Origin of the sequence: Nitrosococcus halophilus Nc 4 (assembly GCF_000024725.1) — a bacterium.
Taxonomy (GTDB): domain Bacteria; phylum Pseudomonadota; class Gammaproteobacteria; order Nitrosococcales; family Nitrosococcaceae; genus Nitrosococcus; species Nitrosococcus halophilus.
This window is the reverse complement of sequence record NC_013960.1, coordinates 1643209-1662617: the sequence shown is the minus strand read 5'-3', so window position 1 is coordinate 1662617 and position 19409 is coordinate 1643209. Positions and strand designations below refer to the sequence as shown.

The following is a 19409-nucleotide window of genomic DNA, read 5'->3' as shown; positions in this document are numbered from 1 at the left end:
TTAACCCAAGGTACTTTTAACCTAACTTTGCGGTTACAGAGACTCGAAAGGTAACTGGCAAGATTAAGGGGTAATCTCCATACTTATGGATATACCAATAATAAATTCCCCTCCTCATTCCTCAATAGCATGATTGGAGGTCTATTCTTGAACGATGACACCCCCCCTTCTCCAATTCTCAAACCAGGCAACAATTGCTGGCGCCTTGAACAAGCCAGGCGGGCCGCCTTTCTAATTGATGGGGCAGCCTACTTCAAAGCCTTCCGCAGCGCTATCGAGCAAGCTGAACATTCGATCCTGATCTTAGGCTGGGATATCCATAGCCAACTTAAGCTGCTACGGGACGAATCGTCAGACTCGCTGCCCGAAACACTAGCCGATTTTCTTAATGCTGTCGTCTCTCGCCGACGGGGACTGCAAGCCTACGTGCTCTGTTGGGACTTCGCTATGATTTATGCCCTAGAGCGGGAATGGCTACCCATTTATCAATTGGGTTGGCGAACCCATCGTCGACTGCACTTTGAGATGGACGATCAGCATCCTGTCGGTGCCTCCCATCACCAAAAGGTGGTGGTCATCGATGATACCGTGGCCTTTGCTGGCGGCCTGGATCTAAGTAAATGGCGCTGGGATACGCCGGAACATCGACCAAATGACGAGCGACGTATTGATTCAGAAGGCAATCCTTATCCTCCTTTTCATGATGTGCAGGTAGTAGTTGAAGGTCCTGCGGCGGCCGCCCTTGGAGATTTGGCCCGTGAGCGCTGGTATCGTGCCACTGGCCACCGCCCTTCCCCTCCGAGCATCTCCAACCACAGTATTCCCTGGCCAAGAGGAGTCATGCCCGATCTGGAGAACATCTCTATTGGGATTGCCCGCACCGAGCCGGAATTCAAAAATTATCCCGAGGTACAGGAGGTGGAACGCCTCTATCTGGATGCCATTGCCGCGGCCCAACACTTTATCTACATTGAAAATCAATATTTCACCACCCCCCAAATTAGAGAGGCGTTAGCAACCCGGCTACAAGAACCTAAAGGCCCGGAAATCGTTCTGGTCCTCCCCCTAAAAACCGGTGGTTGGCTAGAGCAAAATACCATGGACGTCCTGCGAGGGCGAATCCTTAAAAGCTTACATAAAGCCGACAAGCATGACCGATTACGGGTGTATTATCCTGATACTCCTGGGCTCCGCAACCAGTGCATTATGGTGCATGCCAAGGTATTGGTCGTGGATGATAAGCTGGTTCGTGTGGGCTCCTCTAATCTCAGCAATCGCTCCATGGGGCTAGATACTGAATGCGACCTAGCCTTGGAAGCAAGCGGCAACCATTCCGTCGCCGCTACCATCGCCCAATTCCGCAATCGGCTCCTGGGCGAGCACCTAGACGTAGAACCGCAACAGGTGGCGCAAACCATAACCCAGGAAGGTTCCTTGATTGCCGCCATTGAAAAGCTACGTGGTGGGGATCGAACCCTAAAGATACTTGAGGCACAGGTTCCACCCGAAGTGGATAAGTTGCTACCCGAGACTAGAATCATCGACCCGGAGCACCCCATTGATCCAGACCGATTGGCCGATGAACTCATTCCTCCGGAACAGCGCCAACCCGCCAGTCGACAGGTGCTTTTCAGGGCTTCCATGCTGGTCATCCCCTTGGCCCTTGCTGCCGCCTGGCGCTGGACCCCCCTCGGAGAATGGCTCGACTTGCAAACCCTCGTTAATGCCACCAGAACCTTTAAGGAATCGGCGGGGGCGCCCTTTCTGGTGCTCGGGGTCTATCTGCTCGCAGGCCTCATCGCAGTTCCCTTGGTCCTGCTCATCGTGGTCACGATACTAGCGTTTGGTTCCCTCACCGGCTTTGCCTATGCCCTGACAGGCGCCACCTTGAGCGCCATCCTGACCTACAGCTTAGGCCGCTTACTTGGACGCCGTACGGTAAGACGACTTGGGGGCAAACGCCTTAATTGGCTTAGCCGCCGCTTAGCCCAGCGAGGAATCCTCACCATGCTGGCTGTTCGCCTCATCCCGGTGGCCCCTTTTACGGTGGTTAACATGGTGGCGGGAGCGTCTCATATTCGTTTTCGCGATTTTACCGTGGGTACTTTTCTGGGCATGATACCGGGAACCCTGGGAATAGCCCTATTTATTGATCGCGTAGCAGCCACAATGCGCGATCCCACACCCCTTACCTTTGGCATTTTAGGGGCGGTGTTGATGATCATTGGCCTAGGGGTACTGGGGATTCGCTGGTGGTTGGGTAAACGCGATGAAACTGATAAAAGCAATCAGAGGTGAGTTTTGCCGTACACCATTCATCCTAGTAAAGAATTTTCCAACGGCTTCGAAGTATGCACCACGAACTGTACTCCATTGACTGAGCTATTGTGTACCCCCCCCCAGAAACAATACCGATCTGGCATTATATTCGCCTAGACGAATTTGCCTGCCCTAGTCCCTCAGCTAAAGAGACAGTACGCAAGGGAGTGGCGGGGTTTTGGGATAAGTTTAGGCGAAGACCTGAACCCGAAGCGCCTATCATTACCCAGGAGGAATTAAAGCGGCTATCCGACGAACTCTATGTCCAGATTGCACCTGAACCTGACTGGGCAGCACCGGTAACTGCCCTCAATGAGGCTTTAGAAGAAGGATTAGCCACAGGAGTTTCCCGAGTCCATGTCTTAGTAGGCGCCCCCTTCAGCGGCATTGCTGAAGTCCTGGGAAACTGGGCTGAGCGCCGAGGAATAAAAGTTATTCAGTCCCCTGAGCCTGAGGCAGTCCTGAGCCAAAACCAAGAATGGCTGCAGTGTCTTGAGGATGAAGGAAGCACTCGGCCCTTAGCCATCCCCCATTTAGAACGCTGCTACCTCCGCCACCATCACGGTCTGATGTTAATTCGTCGATTACTGTCATGGCTTTTAAACCGGCCCGGTTACTGTGTCCTTTGCTGTTCCAGTTGGGCTTGGGTGTATTTGTGCAAGGCCCTACAAATAGAAAAACTTTTTCCCACTCCTTGGACTCTCGAAGCACTCAACCAAGAACACCTTCAGCAATGGTTCGCTCATCTGAGTACCCTTCAAGGAAAGGAGACTTTCCTTTTCCGCCAGCGGGATAACGGCACCTTTGTAATCCCCCCTTTGGAGGACAACATGCCCTTTGCAGAAAAAACGGCGAGACAAAGAATTGCCCACACGATCGCACGTCCTGAGATTTCTGCTTTTCTAACCGACTTGGCGGCTTACAGCCGGGGTAATCCTGGGGTTGCTTGGGCCCTCTGGCGGCAGAGTTTACAAATAGCCCCGGAAAAGGAAAATAATCATCAAGCACAGTCACCTGATGTGGATGAAACAACCTACGGCCATACTATCTGGGTCAAACCCTGGTCCCAGCTCTTGCTCCCAGATTTACCCGAAGCGACCGATCGAAACATGCTCCAGGTTTTACATACCCTGTTGCTCCATGAGCGCCTATCGGCCTCCTTACTCACAGAATTGCTGCCCTTTTCTTTTTTTGAGATCAGGCAAATACTCACCCACCTAGAGCATTGCGGTTTGCTGATGTCAGCCAAGGAGCAGTGGCGCCTCACGCCACTAGGTTATCCGGCAGTACGGCAAGCCCTACGAGCGGAAGGGTATCTGGTGGACTCGTTATAGGAAACCCTCATGACCCAAGAAAACATTGCCAGTCTCCTTCAGGACCCCAATCAAATCCGACTGCTACAAATTTTTCTTATTATCGCCCTTGCCTGGCTACTGAACCGTCTGATTAATTGGCTGATCCCTTGGCTTGCCGAACGGATGGCGGGACGCACCCGCCTGTACCTCCTGCCTTCTATGCCGGTCTTTAAGCTTATCACCCTGATTATCGCCACCATCCTTATTATCCCCCTGGTCATCGAGCCCACTTTACAAACCTAATCACCATCCTAGGCGCCGCTGGCTTGGCACTCGGATTTGCGTTTAAGGACTATGTCAGCAGTATTGTTGCGGGCATCGTGGCCATTTATGAACGCACCTACCGTCCTGGCGATTGGGTCAAAATTGATGAAGCTTACGGCGAAGTACGCTCAGTCAGCTTGCGAGCACTCAAAATCCTCACTCCCGATGATACCGTCGTCACCATTCCCCACGCTAAGTTATGGGATACCAATATTTATAATGACAATAGCGGAGCGCGGGATCTACTCTGTGTCGCGGACTTTTACCTAGACCCCCGCCATGATGCCCGCTTAGTACGGGAAGCCCTTTATGATGTGGCTTTAACAAGCGCCTTTATCGAACTTGATCACCCCATTGTGGTTATCGTGGTGGAAAAACCCTGGGGGACTCATTATCGCCTTAAAGCCTATCCCATGGATGGGCGGGACCAATTTCTTTTTACCAGCGATTTGACCGTACGAGGTAAAGCAGCGCTGACAACATTGGGAGCGCAGCCAGTCCAGGGGTGGCTTGGCGCTCAAAGCCTCAACGGTGACGACACCAAAGGCTCTGAATAAAGCTATACTGTCTTGAAAACAAGTTTTCTGGGTATAAAAAAATACTCTTCATTGCTAGCCTTGATTAACAAATCCATGCTTAAGAAACAGATCTCAAAACGCACTTTTCTCGGACTTTTAGCCTCCCTTGCCGGCTCTCTTCCATTGGCCTCCCGCAATTGGTTTGCACTGGCTGCCGAGACTCCCCTATCCAGCCCCCCTCCTGCATCCTCATCCAATAGCAAAATAGGGCTTGCTTTAGGAGCAGGGGGAGCCAACGGTCTTGCCCACATTTTAATGCTGGAAGCTTTTGATGAATTGGGAATTAAACCCCATCGAATCGCCGGTAGCAGCATTGGCGCGGTGATAGGAGCCCTCTATGCTTCTGGGATATCAGCCAAGGAGCTCAAAGAAATTGTCAATGGGCTAGTGGCTGGGGATAAAGGGACCTGGATAGAAAAACTGGCCGATAAAAATGTGCTTAAATGGATCGATTTGATTGATCTGGAATTGGGAAGCGGGGGGCTGGTGAGCAGTGAAGGTTTTTTGCTCTTTCTCCTTAAGAAAATAAAGCGTTCAAACTTTGATGAGCTTGAAATCCCTCTTAAAGTGGTCGCGACAGACTTTTGGAGGCGTGAAGAAGTTATTATTAAAACCGGGAAATTACTCCCGGCCATCCAGGCTAGCACCTCAATCCCTGGGGTATTCACACCGGTTTTATTCCAGGACAAGGCCCTGATCGACGGCGGTGCGGTCAATCCCCTTCCCTACGATTTACTCTTAGATGAGTGTGAGGTCACGGTCGCCATTGAGGTCACGGGAAAAGATTCCCCTGGCGACAAAAAGGTCCCCTCTTTTTTTGATGCTATTTTTAATACTTTTCAAATTATGCAGCAGGCCATCACTCACGAAAAAATGGAGTATCGGCCTCCGGATATTTATATCGAGACGGAGATTGTGAATATCCGGACACTAGAATTCTATAGAGCAGAAGAAGTCTATAAGCAAGCCCAACCGGCTAAAGAAAAATTAAAACGACAACTCGACCAATGGCTGACTCAATCTTAATCTCGGCACTTAATTATGAGGTAATTCTTTGTTTTTATGATTTTGTGCGGAGCCACCAGATATTGCTGTTCCCTTTTGTCCGAATATACTAAGATTAATGTATGTAACCGACTTTCCGCCCCTCATCTTTGAGAACATGAAACCAAAGAATCAACCTAGATCTTATGTTGGCATACACGAGTTTTTTCTGGATCAAGAGTTACTCTTATTTTCTGACCTAAACGGCAGCCTGTACCGCCTCAATACCAGTGCTGCTTTTATTTGGTGCCACCAGGCCGAGGGGTTTTCTATCCAAGATACCATCCGTGCTATGGTCGATACCTTTGGGGTTTCAGCCGAAAAGGCTCAATCTGATGTACAAGCAAGCTTGTCTGAATGGCGCCACCTTGGACTACTAGGTGCCCTCAATACCGTTCCAGCGACGGAAAATTCTCTTCCCAAGACGGAGAACTCCAAGTCGGCTGATGCCAAATACCATCCACAACGACTTACACTAGCCTACCCTTATGAATACTGCTACCGTCTTGGAAGCGGATGTTTCCAGGTTCGTTTTTCGACTTTAGAGGCCCAACAAGCTGTACATCCTATAATCGCCCACTTAGAAATTGCTCCCAATACCCGCTGTAATAGCATTTTTGATATTACCAAAGACTCGGAAGGTTATTTGTTATCCCGTGACTTTACCCCCTTAGCTACCTGCCAGAACCTACGGGAACTTGGCCCGTTAGTCCATGGCGAGTTACTTGTAGCGGCTTGCAAATCTTCTGAATGCCTAGCTATTATCCATGCAGCTGCAATGGCGAAAGGCAATTATGCCGTCTTATTGCCAGGAGATTCAGGGAGTGGTAAATCAACATTGGCAGCAGGTATGCTTGCAACCGGCTATGGGTATCTCAGCGATGAAATCGTGCTACTGACTTCTTGCCCATACCGTGTTTTCCCTTTGCCACTGAGTATTGGCCTCAAGGAAGGCGCTTGGCCTGTGCTCTCTCCCGTGTATCCCATCCTAGAAGAATTGCCTATTTATCAACGGCAAGATGGTAAAAAAATACGTTACCTTGCTCCGCATGACATCTCAAACCAAGCAACAATGGGCTACTCAGTCAGGCAGATAATATTTCCCTCCTACGTTGCTGGAATAACAACCCACGTACAGCCTATCGGTCGCGCTGAAGCGTTTAACCGAATTGCAGAAGGGGGCTATGACGTTAACCGCCGTTTAAATTCAACGACTATTGCAGAACTCGTAAATTGGATTTCTAATATTGAGTGCTGGGAATTATGTTACTCCTCCCTAGCCGAATCTATCGACCATATAGGAGAGCTAACTAGAGTCTATTAAAATGAATCATCGGATAGCGGCACTGGAATTTATAAGCCAAAGTATAAGTCCCAATTACTCGCCTAAAACGATCGAAAGCCTCCTATCATTCATAGATTCAAAATGGGCACATTGGGAATATGTGGCTTTTTTAGCAAATACCCATCTTGTAACCCCTGCCCTATGGGCGGGTCTAAATCATAAAAATTTATGTAATCAATTGCCGAAGGATTTCCGCACCTACTTAGCGGAACTTCATCGACAAAACACCGTCAGAAATAGCCACCTCATGAGGCAGTTGCTTGAGGTGCTGCAGAAACTTAACCAGAACAATATTAAGTGGTGCTCAAAAAGTAATGCTTTGAGTTTGTGAAAACAGAGCGACTCCGTTGTAATAGGAAGCGACCAAACTTTCTTCACAAGGAGTCGCTCTGATGAACAACTTGCGTTGCCCACGTTGCGAATTATCGCACATTAAGAAAAACGGTCGCACCCACTACAGTAAACAAAATCACGCCTGTCTGAACTGCGGGCGGCAGTTTGTGGCCGACGCCCATCGTATTGACGAGACCACGCGCGCCTTGGTTATACCAATTTAACAAAAGAATGCAATTTATTAAGGTTGTAAGTGTTTGTTTAAATTAGACCTATACAGTGCAAAATTACATGAAATTGGTATTAAAAAATTGCTGCTAGAGCGGCTGTCGTTGCGAGGCATTTGTCGGGTACTGGAGGTGAGTTTGACGTGGTTGCTGCAGTTTATCGATGAGCTATACGCGCACTTGCCTGATGACCTGGGTGTTCAATCGGTCTCACCCGATCGGGCCATTGAGATGTTTTGTTTAGAAGTCCAAGCCGATGAATTATGGAGCTTTGTTGGCTGTAAAGCGAACAAGCAATGGCTCTGGCTGGCGCTCGATCCCTGCTCGCGCCAAGTATTGGCCTTCTATGTTGGTGACCGCTCACGGGACAGTGCCCGTGAGCTGTGGCTACGCCTTCCGGCAAGCTATCGCAAATACGCCACTTTTTCCACTGACGACTGGGAGGCCTATCGGGGCATTATTCCCCCAGCGCAGCATCAAGTGTGTCCCAAGGGCTCGGGGCAAACCAATGCCATCGAACGGTTTAACTGCACCTTGCGTCAGCGCGTCTCGCGCTTGGTTCGTCAAACCCTTTCATTTTCGAAAAAACTGGCCAACCACATCGGGGCAATCAAATTCTTTATTTGTCATTACAACCAAGAAGTTATACGACAACCCTGAGCAGCATTACTTTTTGAGCACTACCAAACTGTTTACTTGAAGCCACCGCGGTTACCCGGATTACCAGGTCCCCGATCCCCTAATGCCTGTCCACGTACATGATTGAAGCCACCCCGGTTGCCCGGATTACCAGATCCAGGTACGTGATTGAAACCAGGCGGGGGACCATCCGGCCTATTTCCTCCTCCTGATTTACTGATGGCATGCACACTAGGATGCATCAGCAGCATTAAGGCGGGTGGGGTATAAAGGGCAAATTTGCCTGCCGTTTTTAGAAACTTACGGCGAGCTTCTGCGCGGTTTTCTTCAGAATCTACTTGAGTTTTTTTTTCTATGTTTGGCGAATTTAAATGTTTGTCCATGAGAACCTCCTTAATAGAGTCCCTGTTGCGCTCAGCTTTTTTGAGGGTAATTCACTTTGCTTGATAAAGGCTCAGTTTACAAACTTCCCCATAGATTAATATAGAGGGCAGTTTCCTAAAACGCAAACACTTCTAGAACCCCTTTCCTAAGCGCATTCTAGCTTGTATTAGTGGTACCTTTTATCCCGAGGTTTCAGTGGTCCAAGTCCGATGTATTTCCTAATTATTTTAGTAGCATACCGAAAGCGCCCAACCGTCAGCGCTAAAGGAGTGTTCGGACAGCCATATCGCTTACAGATATGATAGGCAGAAAAGCGTTGGATCCGGCGGTCAATCTCCATCAGTCCTATCCAGCGAATCATACTCCGGCAACGCTGGTGGTGAACGAAGGAGGACAAAGGGGGTATTTTCAATGCAAATGGTACTCCAAGATAACGGTGGGCCAGATAAAGATAAGAATGTAATACTTTTTCTTTCCCATGCTGAACGAATGTGGTGTTGATGGCAGGCCAATCAATCTGTTGTTCATAATGTTTCTGTATAAAGGCAAAATCACTTAGGTTGCGTAACGCAATCATACCCGCTTCATAATTCCGATCGACAATTTCAGAGTGTACTATGTTATGTAGAAGTCGGTAGGTGGGGGAAAGAACCTGTAAACACGCGCCGTTTATTTCTAAGGTTTCAACCTGCTTATAGGCGATGTCAGTGGGAAGGATCCCTGAGGCAGAATGATGCATCAAATTGTGGTGTAGTTCTACACTAGCGAATTCTCCAGGACGAAAAAGAGGTGCATAGTGGTGGTGGTTATTAAACTTTTCTCTGAGATTTTCTTCGGTACCATAGCCGATGTTTTGCAAAGCATTAATACTGGCGGTAAGTCGCTTTTTAGGAACGAGAAGGTCAATATCAGCCATGATGCGGGCACCAGAGTCTGGAAAAGTACCCGTGAGTAGAGATGCTGCACCTTTAAGGACTACTGGAATAATATTGGGTAGTGCTCAAAAAGTAATGCTGCTCAGGGTTGTCGTATAACTTCTTGGTTGTAATGACAAATAAAGAATTTGATTGCCCCGATGTGGTTGGCCAGTTTTTTCGAAAATGAAAGGGTTTGACGAACCAAGCGCGAGACGCGCTGACGCAAGGTGCAGTTAAACCGTTCGATGGCATTGGTTTGCCCCGAGCCCTTGGGACACACTTGATGCTGCGCTGGGGGAATAATGCCCCGATAGGCCTCCCAGTCGTCAGTGGAAAAAGTGGCGTATTTGCGATAGCTTGCCGGAAGGCGTAGCCACAGCTCACGGGCACTGTCCCGTGAGCGGTCACCAACATAGAAGGCCAATACTTGGCGCGAGCAGGGATCGAGCGCCAGCCAGAGCCATTGCTTGTTCGCTTTACAGCCAACAAAGCTCCATAATTCATCGGCTTGGACTTCTAAACAAAACATCTCAATGGCCCGATCGGGTGAGACCGATTGAACACCCAGGTCATCAGGCAAGTGCGCGTATAGCTCATCGATAAACTGCAGCAACCACGTCAAACTCACCTCCAGTACCCGACAAATGCCTCGCAACGACAGCCGCTCTAGCAGCAATTTTTTAACCAAGGCGCGCGTGGTCTCGTCAATACGATGGGCGTCGGCCACAAACTGCCGCCCGCAGTTCAGACAGGCGTGATTTTGTTTACTGTAGTGGGTGCGACCGTTTTTCTTAATGTGCGATAATTCGCAACGTGGGCAACGCAAGTTGTTCATCAGAGCGACTCCTTGTGAAGAAAGTTTGGTCGCTTCCTATTACAACGGAGTCGCTCTGTTTTCACAAACTCAAAGCATTACTTTTTGAGCACCACCCACAGTTTAAATCATACGATAATTAAATCCTTGGATAACCCGCTAATTAAAGCGGTTTTTTTACCCATCCTACAACAGCTTGATCCTAATTTACCTTCTTCAATTTAGCCTGTATCGAGCTGAGCTATCGCCAATGAAACCATAGAAACGATTAAATTCCCCCGTAGTTATCTTGATCCCGACAAATAAATGCCCTAAATAAATACTTAAGAGTAGGACCAAACCATGCTATCTCGTAAATTCCCCGTTGCTCTCTTGATGGAACGCCGACAGATACAGCAGGGGTACTGGATACTGCCCCACTGGCAACTGCTGGGGGTTATAGCAGGCAACTCTTTGGCGGGCAAGGATTTAGGACGAGTAGCTGTTCATTCTGAAAACAACTGTGAGCAATTTCTTTGGACAGGGTTTGGATTGCGTCTTTTCAAAGACAGCGCGGAGAGCTATTGGTACAACCTGGTCGGTAAAACCCCTTCTTTGTTTGTGGTGTGCCGGGCGGACACCGAGTATGAATTAGCGCCCTTTATCGTCACGGCAGATTACGATGAAGCGGCCAGTCATATGGAGGCCGACGATACGGTTTTCTCAGCGCCCATGCCCCCGGAGATCTACCCATGGCTTGAACAATATGTGGTAGCCAACTACCAACCTCGAGAGAAAAAGAAAAGAAAACGGAAAAGCTGGCTGGAGGAATCAAAATATGGCAAGGGAAGACCCAAAATCCAACAGAACCGTGGCTGAAGGCTCCGATTTAGGGACCCCAAAAAGCTTCCTGTCGCGCTGGTCACAGCGTAAGGCTTGGGATCGTGCGGGCAAAACAAATTCGATTCCAGCCCCCAATGATGATCCTCACCCCAGTGAGCCCCCTGAATCCCCTATGGAAGCGGCGCTACCCACAGATGCCCATATGCCGCCTATCGAAGCGCTCAATGAAACCAGTGATTACAGGGATTTTCTCTCTCCCCAGGTAAGCGAGGAACTGAAACGGATCGCCCTGCGCAAGCTGTTTCATCAGTCCAAGTTTAATTACCGGGATGGACTCGATGACTATGACGAAGATTACCGCCTATTCACACCCTTAGGAGAAGTGATCACCGCCGATATGCGCCACCAACTCGAGCGGCAAGCGGCAAAGGCGCAAGAACTGTTAACCGATAGTGAAGCTGTTACACCAGAAGCAACCCTCGCCCCAGTCAAGGACAATACTCCCCATGAAATGCATTCTGTTGCTAAGGGCAAAAACCAAGAGGATGAGGCGAACGATAAGCCATTAACATGACAAACCGATAAATGACTACCTTCCCATGCCACCTGTCCCCCCACAACAGGCGTTAAAATTGCCTGAGAAGACGGCAAAGGGCCAAGCACGCGCAGCCGCTTTACAAGCCAGTACAGCCTACGCCCCCCATCATACTGCCTTCGTTTCTTACCGCTCCACTGGGCATTTGCTGCTTATTGGCGACGAAAAACAGGCTTTAGCACTGGCCAAGCAGCTCAGGGATCAACTCCAGTGTACCGTGCTTGTCAATGCATTTAAGGCCTACGAAAACGGCATTTCCCTTTCCTCTACGGATGGCATTCGGATAGTCCGAGGGAAACTAGGGAACCTTAGGGGATACTTAGGACAATTTACCGTTAACCTGTCCACTTCCCAGGGAGAAGTCAATTTAGCCCAGCGGTGTCATCTGGGGCAAACACATTTTGATCTCGTGCTAGATCTAAGGCTCTCCCCTTCACTGGGGCAGGAGATTTTACCCCCTGGCTATTACGCGCCCAGGGATAATCCCCAAGCCCTTGCCCAGGCCCTTGATGAAATTCCAGGGTTAGTGGGCGAGTTTGAAAAGCCTAAATTCTTTAATTATGACCCCAGTATTTGCGCCCATGGCCAAAAAGGACTCCAAGGATGCAACCGCTGTTTAGAGGCCTGTCCCACCTTGGCCATCACCTCCGTGGGAGACAAGATTCAAGTCAATCCCTACCTGTGCCAGGGGGGCGGCAGTTGTACCGCCGCCTGCCCAACGGGGGCCATCACCTATGCTTATCCTACTGTCGATGAACTGTTGAGCACCGCCCGTGCCATGCTCAAACACTATCGTCAAGCAGGGGGTACTCAGGCCCGGGTGTTATTTTATGACCGGGAGACAGGTGCGGAAACTTTTACCCGCCTAGCTCCCCAAATCCCAGAAGAAGTGCTTCCCTTTGAGGTTGAAGAAATTGGGTCGGTGGGCATGGACATCTGGCTGACGCTGCTGGCCTATGGTGCCTCCCAAGTCATCCTGTTGGCTACCCCCGCCACTGCCCCTTCCGTACTCACAGCGCTTGAAGCTCAACTGAGCTACGCTACCGCCATCCTTAAGGGAATGGGCTATGAACCCCAGCGCTTACAGCTTCTTATCCACCAAGACGACCCTCAATCTACGGAAACCCTCCAAGCATTTCCGTCGGGTCCTGAAATAGAACCCGCCTCCTTTGCTACTTTTAATGAAAAAAGGACCACCCTCCGCCTGGCAGTGGAACACCTCTTTCAACAAGCACCGGCCCCTCAACCTATCATCCCGCTACCCGCCGGTGCTCCTTTTGGCGAAATCCAAGTGGATCGGCAAACCTGTACCCTGTGCCTGGCCTGTGTTTCGGTCTGCCCTGCATCAGCCCTCTTAGACGGCGGCGAAAGACCCCAGCTCCGGTTTATAGAAGCTAATTGCGTGCAATGCGGTGTGTGCCAGGCAGCCTGCCCTGAAGATGCCATAGCACTTTCTCCCCGGATGGTCTACGAATCCATAAGGAATAGGGAAACACGGGTTCTGAATGAAGAGGAACCCTTTGCCTGCATCGAATGCGGCAAACCCTTTGCCACCCAAAAGATGATAGCGAGGATGATGGAAAAGCTAAAAGGTCACTGGATGTTCCAGGATGAGAAGGCCATACGGCGTTTGCAAATGTGCGAGACCTGTCGAGTTAAAGATCTTTACCCAAAGTAATGAATAGACCACCCAACCTAGCCCCCGATTGCACTGCCCGTAAGAGAGGCCTTAGTGGCCAAGCCCCTGATCAAATACGCGCCAATACCTACGGTTTGCTGGCAGCCTTGCTGGTCGGCCCACCAGGCCCTCAACTTTTTAAGTTGCTGCAAGAAATTTCTCTTCCAGACGCGGCTGAAGGGGAGATGGCTGCTACTTGGCGCCAACTCCAGCAAGTCGCCGAAGGTCGCACGGGGGCCCAAGTGGATGATGAATACCATGCCTTGTTCATTGGACTGGGCCGGGGCGAGCTGGTGCCCTACGGTTCCTGGTATTTGACCGGCTTTCTGATGGAGAAGCCTTTGGCCCTATTGCGCCGTGATCTAGCACGACTAGGCATTGAACGCCAGCCCGGGGTCAATGAACCGGAGGATCACGTTGCGGCATTGTGCGAAACCATGGCAGTGCTCATCAGCAACGCCGAGGAGATAACCTTGGCTACCCAACAGCAGTTTTTCAACCAGCACCTCTCACCCTGGATGGAAACCTTTTTCAGGGATCTTCAGATGGCTCCTTCAGCCCATTTCTATCGCCCTGTGGGTCAGTTAGGAGAACAGTTTATCAAGCTAGAGAGACAATACCTGCTTCTCCCGGCGTGAACAAAATTGGTATAGCCAATAGCGAGGAAAGCATTTCCATGAATAGCAAATTAGAAGTCGTCCCCAAAAAACGGCGCCAATTTCTCAAAAGCCTCGCCCTTATTGCCGGTGCGGCTGCAATGGCTACCACGGCTAAAGGGAAACTCACAATGATGCCCGAGGAAAAAAGGGCTCATCATGAAAGCCAGCCAAAGGGCTACCATGTCACCCCCCACATTCAGAAATACTACCAAAAGGCACGCTTCTGAGGACCCATTTCGTCAAGTGTATAGGGGAAGCCGGTTTTCCTTTTATTGAATAGGAGAAGAGGTCAATGAAGCTGATAAAAAAGGGTGATCTCAATGGGGCGGCAAAAACGACCACCTCTTCATCAATGCTGGAAATTTTTGGCGAACCCATGGCCCGGCGCACTTTCTTATATCGCTCTGGCTTAACCCTGGGGGGAGCAACCGTGGCCAGCATGTGGCCTCTTTCCATGATGAAAAAGACGGAGGCCAAGATCAATCCCCCTCAAGCCAATGTTGAGACAACCCTCAAGCGAAGCGTCTGCACCCACTGCTCGGTGGGCTGCGGCGTCATTGCTGAAATCCAGAATGGGGTCTGGACTGGGCAGGAACCGGATTTTGACTCCCCCTTTAATCTCGGGGCCCATTGCGCCAAAGGCGCCTCGGTACGGGAACATGGCCACGGTGAACGGCGGGTCAAGTATCCTATGAAGCTGGTAAACGGTAAGTGGAAACGGATCGCTTGGGAGCAGGCCATTGAGGAAATCGGCGATAAGCTGCTGGAGATTCGCGAACAGCACGGACCGGACGCCGTCTTCTGGTGTGGCTCCTCCAAGGCCAGTAATGAGGGGGCCTATTTGCAACGTAAATTTGCCGCTTTCTGGGGCACCAACAACTGCGACCACCAGGCCCGTATCTGCCATTCCACCACGGTGGCCGGCGTTGCCAATACCTGGGGTTATGGCGCCATGACCAATTCCTATAACGATATGCATAACTGCAAGGCGATGCTGTTCATTGGCAGCAATGCCGCCGAAGCCCATCCGGTGGCAATGCAACATATCCTCCGCGGCAAAGAAAATGGCGCCGTCATGATTGTCGTGGATCCCCGCTTTACCCGCACCGCCGCCCATGCCGATCAGTATCTACGCATTCGCCCGGGCACGGATGTCCCCTTCATGTGGGGGCTGCTGTGGCATATCTTTGAAAACGGCTGGGAAGACAAAGCGTACCTCCGCCAGCGAGTCTACGGCATGGAGGAAGTCCGTCAAGAGGTGAAGCATTGGACCCCGGAAGTGGTGGAAAATGTCACCGGAGTCCCGGAACCCCAAATGTACCAGGCCGCCAAAACCATGGCGGAAAACCGGCCTGGCACCATCGTCTGGTGTATTGGCGCCACCCAACACCATGTGGGCAATAACAACACCCGGGCCTACTGTATCTTTCAATTGGCACTGGGCAATATTGGTATGGCCGGCGGCGGCGCCAATATTTTCCGGGGTCACGATAATGTTCAGGGGGCCACCGACGTAGGTCCCAACTCCCATACCTTGCCAGGCTACTACGGTCTATCGGAAGAAGCCTGGCGGCACTGGGCCCGGGTATGGGATGTGGAGTTCGAATGGCTTAAGGACCGCTTTGATACCTCACGCCCCTATCCCGTGGGCCAAGAGGAAGGGCCGGGGGAAAACTACCCCATGTTTATGGCCGGTATTCCCGTGTCCCGCTGGATCGATGGCATTTTAGAGGAAGAACAAAATATCTCCCAACGGGCCAACTTCAAGGCCCTTTTCTACCAAGGGCATGCCGCCAACAGCTTGGTCCGGGGTCCCGAGATGAAAAAGGCCCTAGAAAAAATAGAGCTGTTAGTAATTTCCGACCCCTACCCCACCCACCTGGCGGTGATGAGTGATCGGAAAAACAACACCTATTTGCTGCCCACCGCCACCCAGTTCGAGAGCTACGGCTCAGTGACTAATTCCAGTCGCTCCATCCAGTGGCGGGAAAAAATCATGGACCCCCTCTTCGAATCCCTCCCTGACCATGTCATTTTGTACAAACTAGCCAAAAAGCTCGGTTTCGCCGAGCCCATGTTCAAGCATATTCAAGTTCAAAATGACGAGCCCCTGGTGGAAGATGTGCTTCGCGAAATCAATCGGGGAACCTGGAGCATTGGGTATACCGGCCAAAGCCCGGAACGACTCAAACTCCATGCCGAGCACCGGCGGGCTTTCGATACCACCACCCTCCAGGCCAAGGGGGGGCCCGTTGACGGGGAATATTACGGCCTCCCCTGGCCCTGCTGGGGTCCGCCAGAGATGAAGCATCCTGGCACCCCTATTCTCTACGATACCAGCAAGCCTGTGGCCGAGGGAGGAGGAACCTTCCGAGCCCGGTTTGGGGTAGAACACCAGGGGGTCAGCTTGCTAGCAGATGGGGTATACAGCGAGGGTTCCGAACTCAAGGATGGTTACCCTGAATTCACCTATGGCCTGTTACGGCAACTGGGCTGGGACCAGGATTTGACCCCGGAAGAACTTAAGACCATTGCCCAAGTGGCCGGCCTTTCCATCGCAGAAGGGTCGGACAACCTCAAATCCCTTCTCGAAAAAACCGGCGGCACCCGCCTAGAGCGGGTGAACTGGAAAACCGACCTCTCAGGAGGCATACAGCGGGTAGCCATTCAGCATGGCTGCTCCCCCTATGGTAATGCCAAAGCCCGCTGCGTGGTTTGGCAATTCCCGGATCCGGTGCCGGTTCACCGTGAACCCCTGTACACCTCCCGCCACGATTTAGTGGCAAAGTATCCTACCTATGAGGACCGAAAAGTCTTCTGGCGATTACCTACCCGCTATACCTCCATTCAAGCCAAGGATTACTCCCAAGAGTACCCCCTTATCTTTACCAGCGGCCGGTTGGTGGAATATGAGGGAGGTGGAGCAGAAACCCGTTCTAACCTATGGTTGGCAGAGCTCCAGCAGGAGATGTTCGTGGAGATCAATCCGACGGATGCCTACGATAGGGGTCTTCAGGAAGGCGATTGGCTATGGCTGGAAGGTCCCGAAGGGGGGCGTATCAAGATCAAAGCCATGATCACTCCCCGGGTGGCTCCCGGTGTGGTCTGGACCCCCTATCACTTTGGCGGTTGGTTTCAGGGCAAGGATCTCCTGTCGAAGTATCCGCAAGGAACCGCCCCCTATGTCCGTGGTGAAGCCTGTAATACGGCCATGACTTATGGCTATGACTCGGTCACCCAAATGCAGGAAACCAAGGCCACCCTATGCCAAATCTGGCCGGCTTAAGAGGAGGAAATCCCCATGGCCCGAATGAAATTCTTATGCGATGCAGAGCGCTGTATCGAATGCAATGCCTGCGTGGTGGCCTGTAATAACGAACACGAAGTCCCTTGGGGCATCAATCGTCGCCACGTGGTCACTCTCAAAGATGGAGAGCCTGGGGAGAAATCCATTTCCGTGGCCTGTATGCACTGCACTGACGCTCCCTGCGCCGCAGTATGCCCGGTAGACTGCTTTTACACCACCGATGACGGTATTGTCCTCCACGATAAGGACCTATGTATCGGCTGTGGCTACTGCTTCTATGCCTGTCCCTTTGGGGCGCCCCAATACCCCCAACAAAAAGCCTTTGGGGTACGGGGCAAAATGGATAAATGCACTTTTTGCGCGGGAGGGCCGTTGGAAGATAACTCTGACGCCGAATACGAAAAATACGGTCGCAACCGGATTGCCGAAGGCAAACTGCCCCTGTGCGCTGAAATGTGCGCCACTAAAGCCCTGCTTGCAGGTGATGGCGATATGGTGGCCGATATCTTCCGCCAACGAGTCCTGAAACGGGGGGGCCGGCCTCAAACTTGGGGCTGGGAAACGGCCTATTTAGAAGAATAGTCGTCGGCTCTGGAAGGGGAGAAAAAATGTGATGAGAACATCTACTCGAATCATAGTCTTCCTCACAGCCATGAGCTTAGGGGCGTTGAGTGGCTGCTATGAATCGATGGAGGTCACACTCCATGAACCGGCTGAATATAAGGGACCCGAGGACCCACTTCTTGCCAAGCAGCGTTCTCCCGAACAGCAAGCGCAACTGCGGGAACGCTTTGAACGGGTCCAAACTGATCGCTGAAATAGGGCTCGTTTGAATAGGTTACATAAAAGGAATTTCAGGGCGTTGTTATGTTCAAGATGAATTTTGCCCTCCTCCTCACCCTGTTCCTCTTGGTAACGGGCTGCTCGAAAGCCCAGGACCCTTGGGTGCAAAGTGAGGAAGAGTTACAGCAGGAACGATTCCGCTCTCCCCAGCAAAGCCAAACATTACAGCAGCGGCTGAGAACCACTCAAAACGACCGCTAGGGTCGGAGGTAACACGCAATGGCCATGCAGAATTCAACAAGGTCTCCCCGGGAGCGCCACAAACGGATCCTACTCTGGAGCTTTATCATCATTATTGCCGGTGCCCTGACGCTACCCCTGACAGGCTATGTCTACGTTAAAGTCACCTCAGCCCAAACCAAGTTGGACAATAAAACCAACCCCCGAGCCAATTACTGGCGCGCCGTACGTGACGGTGTCCCTGGTTATTCCGCTGTCAAGGGGCAAGAACGCGGCATTCTGATCGAGAACGGGGGACAGAATTGGCGCCAGATTCGCAATGGCCCTATCGCGGGTCTTACCCCTTGGGTACTCGGTTTGGTGTTATTGGCGATCATGGCCTTCTACCTCTACCGGGGACCCGTCAGATTAAAAGAAACCCCTTCCGGAGTTACTGTCAAGCGTTGGTCTTTATGGGAACGCACACTTCACTGGTATACGGCAACGCTGTTTATTCTGCTGGCCATTACGGGATTGAGTCTATTGTTTGGTCGGGCGCTGCTAATTCCCTTGCTGGGTCTTGAAGGATTTTCAACCTACGCCGGTTTTGCCATGGTCGTTCACAATTACCTGGGACCTCTATTTGCAGTGGGAATCTTTCTGGAGATGATGATCTGGATGAAATATAACCTCCCCAACCGCGTAGACTGGGAATGGTTTAAAAAGATGGGCGGCCTGGTGGGAGATGAGCATCCCTCTGCTGGACGGATGAATGGGGGCGAAAAGGTGTGGTTTTGGCTCATCGCCACGGTGGGAGTAGCGGTCATCGTGACTGGTTTTATCTTGGATTTTCCCAATTTCGGCCAGACCCGCTCAACCATGCAGAGCGCCCACGTGACTCATGTGATTAGCGCTGTCATCTGGCTATCTGCGGCCTTGGGACATATTTATATCGGATCGCTAGGGACCGAAGGGGCATTGGAAGGAATGGTCAAGGGCCAAGTCAGTGCCGAATGGGCCAAACAACACCATGATCTCTGGTATGAAGAAGTTAAAGGGCAACAGGGGCAAGAGCAAGAAAAACCCATACCTGGCACCTCATCAGACGTCAACTTAACCTAACCCAC

General features: G+C 51.2%; 20 protein-coding genes and 1 pseudogene. 18 read left to right on the top strand and 3 right to left on the bottom strand.

Annotated features, from left to right (window positions below):
- Positions 1-147: 147 nt before the first annotated feature.
- The 8 genes and pseudogenes from NHAL_RS07945 (at position 148) to NHAL_RS07915 (ending at position 8125) form a co-directional block, all read left to right on the top strand.
- Complete coding sequence (locus NHAL_RS07945) at positions 148-2298, top strand: VTT domain-containing protein (RefSeq protein ID WP_238985477.1); 2151 nt, start codon at positions 148-150, stop codon at positions 2296-2298.
- Positions 2299-2387: 89 nt separating this feature from the next.
- Positions 2388-3653, top strand: a complete 1266-nt coding sequence (locus NHAL_RS07940) for a hypothetical protein (protein ID WP_013032654.1) — start codon at positions 2388-2390, stop codon at positions 3651-3653.
- A gap of 9 nt (positions 3654-3662) precedes the next feature.
- A complete protein-coding gene (locus tag NHAL_RS21860) occupies positions 3663-3917 on the top strand; it encodes a hypothetical protein (RefSeq protein WP_238985476.1) in 255 nt (84 codons plus the stop codon).
- A 23-nt stretch (positions 3918-3940) separates the two neighbouring features.
- Positions 3941-4495 carry a mechanosensitive ion channel domain-containing protein gene (locus tag NHAL_RS07935; protein WP_238985475.1) on the top strand — a complete coding sequence of 185 codons (555 nt, stop codon included), beginning with the start codon at positions 3941-3943 and terminating at the stop codon, positions 4493-4495.
- 75 nt (positions 4496-4570) lie between these two features.
- Complete coding sequence (locus tag NHAL_RS07930; RefSeq protein WP_013032653.1) at positions 4571-5542, top strand: patatin-like phospholipase family protein; 972 nt, start codon at positions 4571-4573, stop codon at positions 5540-5542.
- Positions 5543-5678: 136 nt separating this feature from the next.
- The gene (locus tag NHAL_RS07925; protein ID WP_157862517.1) at positions 5679-6884 is read left to right on the top strand and encodes a PqqD family peptide modification chaperone; all 1206 of its coding nucleotides are present in this window, start codon (positions 5679-5681) and stop codon (positions 6882-6884) included.
- Position 6885: 1 nt separating this feature from the next.
- Entirely contained in the window at positions 6886-7236 is a 351-nt protein-coding gene (locus tag NHAL_RS22435) for a nucleotidyltransferase family protein (RefSeq protein ID WP_013032651.1), read from the top strand.
- A gap of 61 nt (positions 7237-7297) precedes the next feature.
- A pseudogene (locus NHAL_RS07915) lies at positions 7298-8125 on the top strand (IS1 family transposase).
- 32 nt (positions 8126-8157) lie between these two features.
- On the opposite strand, the gene NHAL_RS07910 reads toward NHAL_RS07915, so the two are convergent.
- From NHAL_RS07910 to NHAL_RS07900, 3 genes are all read right to left on the bottom strand, one after another.
- On the bottom strand, positions 8158-8487 hold the full coding sequence (locus tag NHAL_RS07910) for a hypothetical protein (RefSeq protein ID WP_013032648.1): 330 nt from the start codon (positions 8485-8487) through the stop codon (positions 8158-8160).
- Positions 8488-8654: 167 nt separating this feature from the next.
- Complete coding sequence (locus NHAL_RS07905) at positions 8655-9473, bottom strand: nucleotidyltransferase family protein (RefSeq protein ID WP_238985504.1); 819 nt, start codon at positions 9471-9473, stop codon at positions 8655-8657.
- Between the two features lie 32 nt (positions 9474-9505).
- Positions 9506-10231 carry an IS1 family transposase gene (locus NHAL_RS07900; RefSeq protein WP_083761439.1) on the bottom strand — a complete coding sequence of 242 codons (726 nt, stop codon included), beginning with the start codon at positions 10229-10231 and terminating at the stop codon, positions 9506-9508.
- Positions 10232-10561: 330 nt separating this feature from the next.
- On the opposite strand from NHAL_RS07900, the gene NHAL_RS07895 reads away from it, so the two are divergent.
- The 10 genes from NHAL_RS07895 (at position 10562) to NHAL_RS07860 (ending at position 19404) form a co-directional block, all read left to right on the top strand.
- Positions 10562-11077, top strand: a complete 516-nt coding sequence (locus NHAL_RS07895) for a DUF3305 domain-containing protein (protein WP_013032645.1) — start codon at positions 10562-10564, stop codon at positions 11075-11077.
- Entirely contained in the window at positions 11037-11615 is a 579-nt protein-coding gene (locus NHAL_RS19755; protein WP_013032644.1) for a DUF3306 domain-containing protein, read from the top strand. The genes NHAL_RS07895 and NHAL_RS19755 overlap by 41 nt, the downstream gene beginning before the upstream one ends.
- A 25-nt stretch (positions 11616-11640) precedes the next feature.
- On the top strand, positions 11641-13314 hold the full coding sequence (locus tag NHAL_RS07885) for a 4Fe-4S binding protein (RefSeq protein ID WP_013032643.1): 1674 nt from the start codon (positions 11641-11643) through the stop codon (positions 13312-13314).
- Positions 13314-13952 (top strand): TorD/DmsD family molecular chaperone, encoded by a 639-nt coding sequence (locus tag NHAL_RS07880; protein WP_013032642.1) that lies wholly within the window; start codon positions 13314-13316, stop codon positions 13950-13952. The genes NHAL_RS07885 and NHAL_RS07880 overlap by 1 nt, the downstream gene beginning before the upstream one ends.
- A gap of 38 nt (positions 13953-13990) precedes the next feature.
- Complete coding sequence (locus NHAL_RS07875) at positions 13991-14200, top strand: twin-arginine translocation signal domain-containing protein (RefSeq protein ID WP_013032641.1); 210 nt, start codon at positions 13991-13993, stop codon at positions 14198-14200.
- A 65-nt stretch (positions 14201-14265) separates the two neighbouring features.
- Positions 14266-17259, top strand: coding sequence for a formate dehydrogenase subunit alpha (locus NHAL_RS07870; protein WP_013032640.1), 2994 nt, complete (start codon positions 14266-14268; stop codon positions 17257-17259).
- Positions 17260-17274: 15 nt separating this feature from the next.
- On the top strand, positions 17275-17862 hold the full coding sequence (gene fdh3B / locus NHAL_RS07865) for a formate dehydrogenase FDH3 subunit beta (RefSeq protein WP_013032639.1): 588 nt from the start codon (positions 17275-17277) through the stop codon (positions 17860-17862).
- 31 nt (positions 17863-17893) lie between these two features.
- Entirely contained in the window at positions 17894-18097 is a 204-nt protein-coding gene (locus NHAL_RS21035) for a hypothetical protein (protein WP_013032638.1), read from the top strand.
- 59 nt (positions 18098-18156) lie between these two features.
- Positions 18157-18324, top strand: a complete 168-nt coding sequence (locus tag NHAL_RS21030) for a hypothetical protein (RefSeq protein ID WP_157862516.1) — start codon at positions 18157-18159, stop codon at positions 18322-18324.
- Positions 18325-18342: 18 nt separating this feature from the next.
- Positions 18343-19404 carry a formate dehydrogenase subunit gamma gene (locus NHAL_RS07860; RefSeq protein WP_013032636.1) on the top strand — a complete coding sequence of 354 codons (1062 nt, stop codon included), beginning with the start codon at positions 18343-18345 and terminating at the stop codon, positions 19402-19404.
- Positions 19405-19409 lie beyond the last annotated feature (5 nt).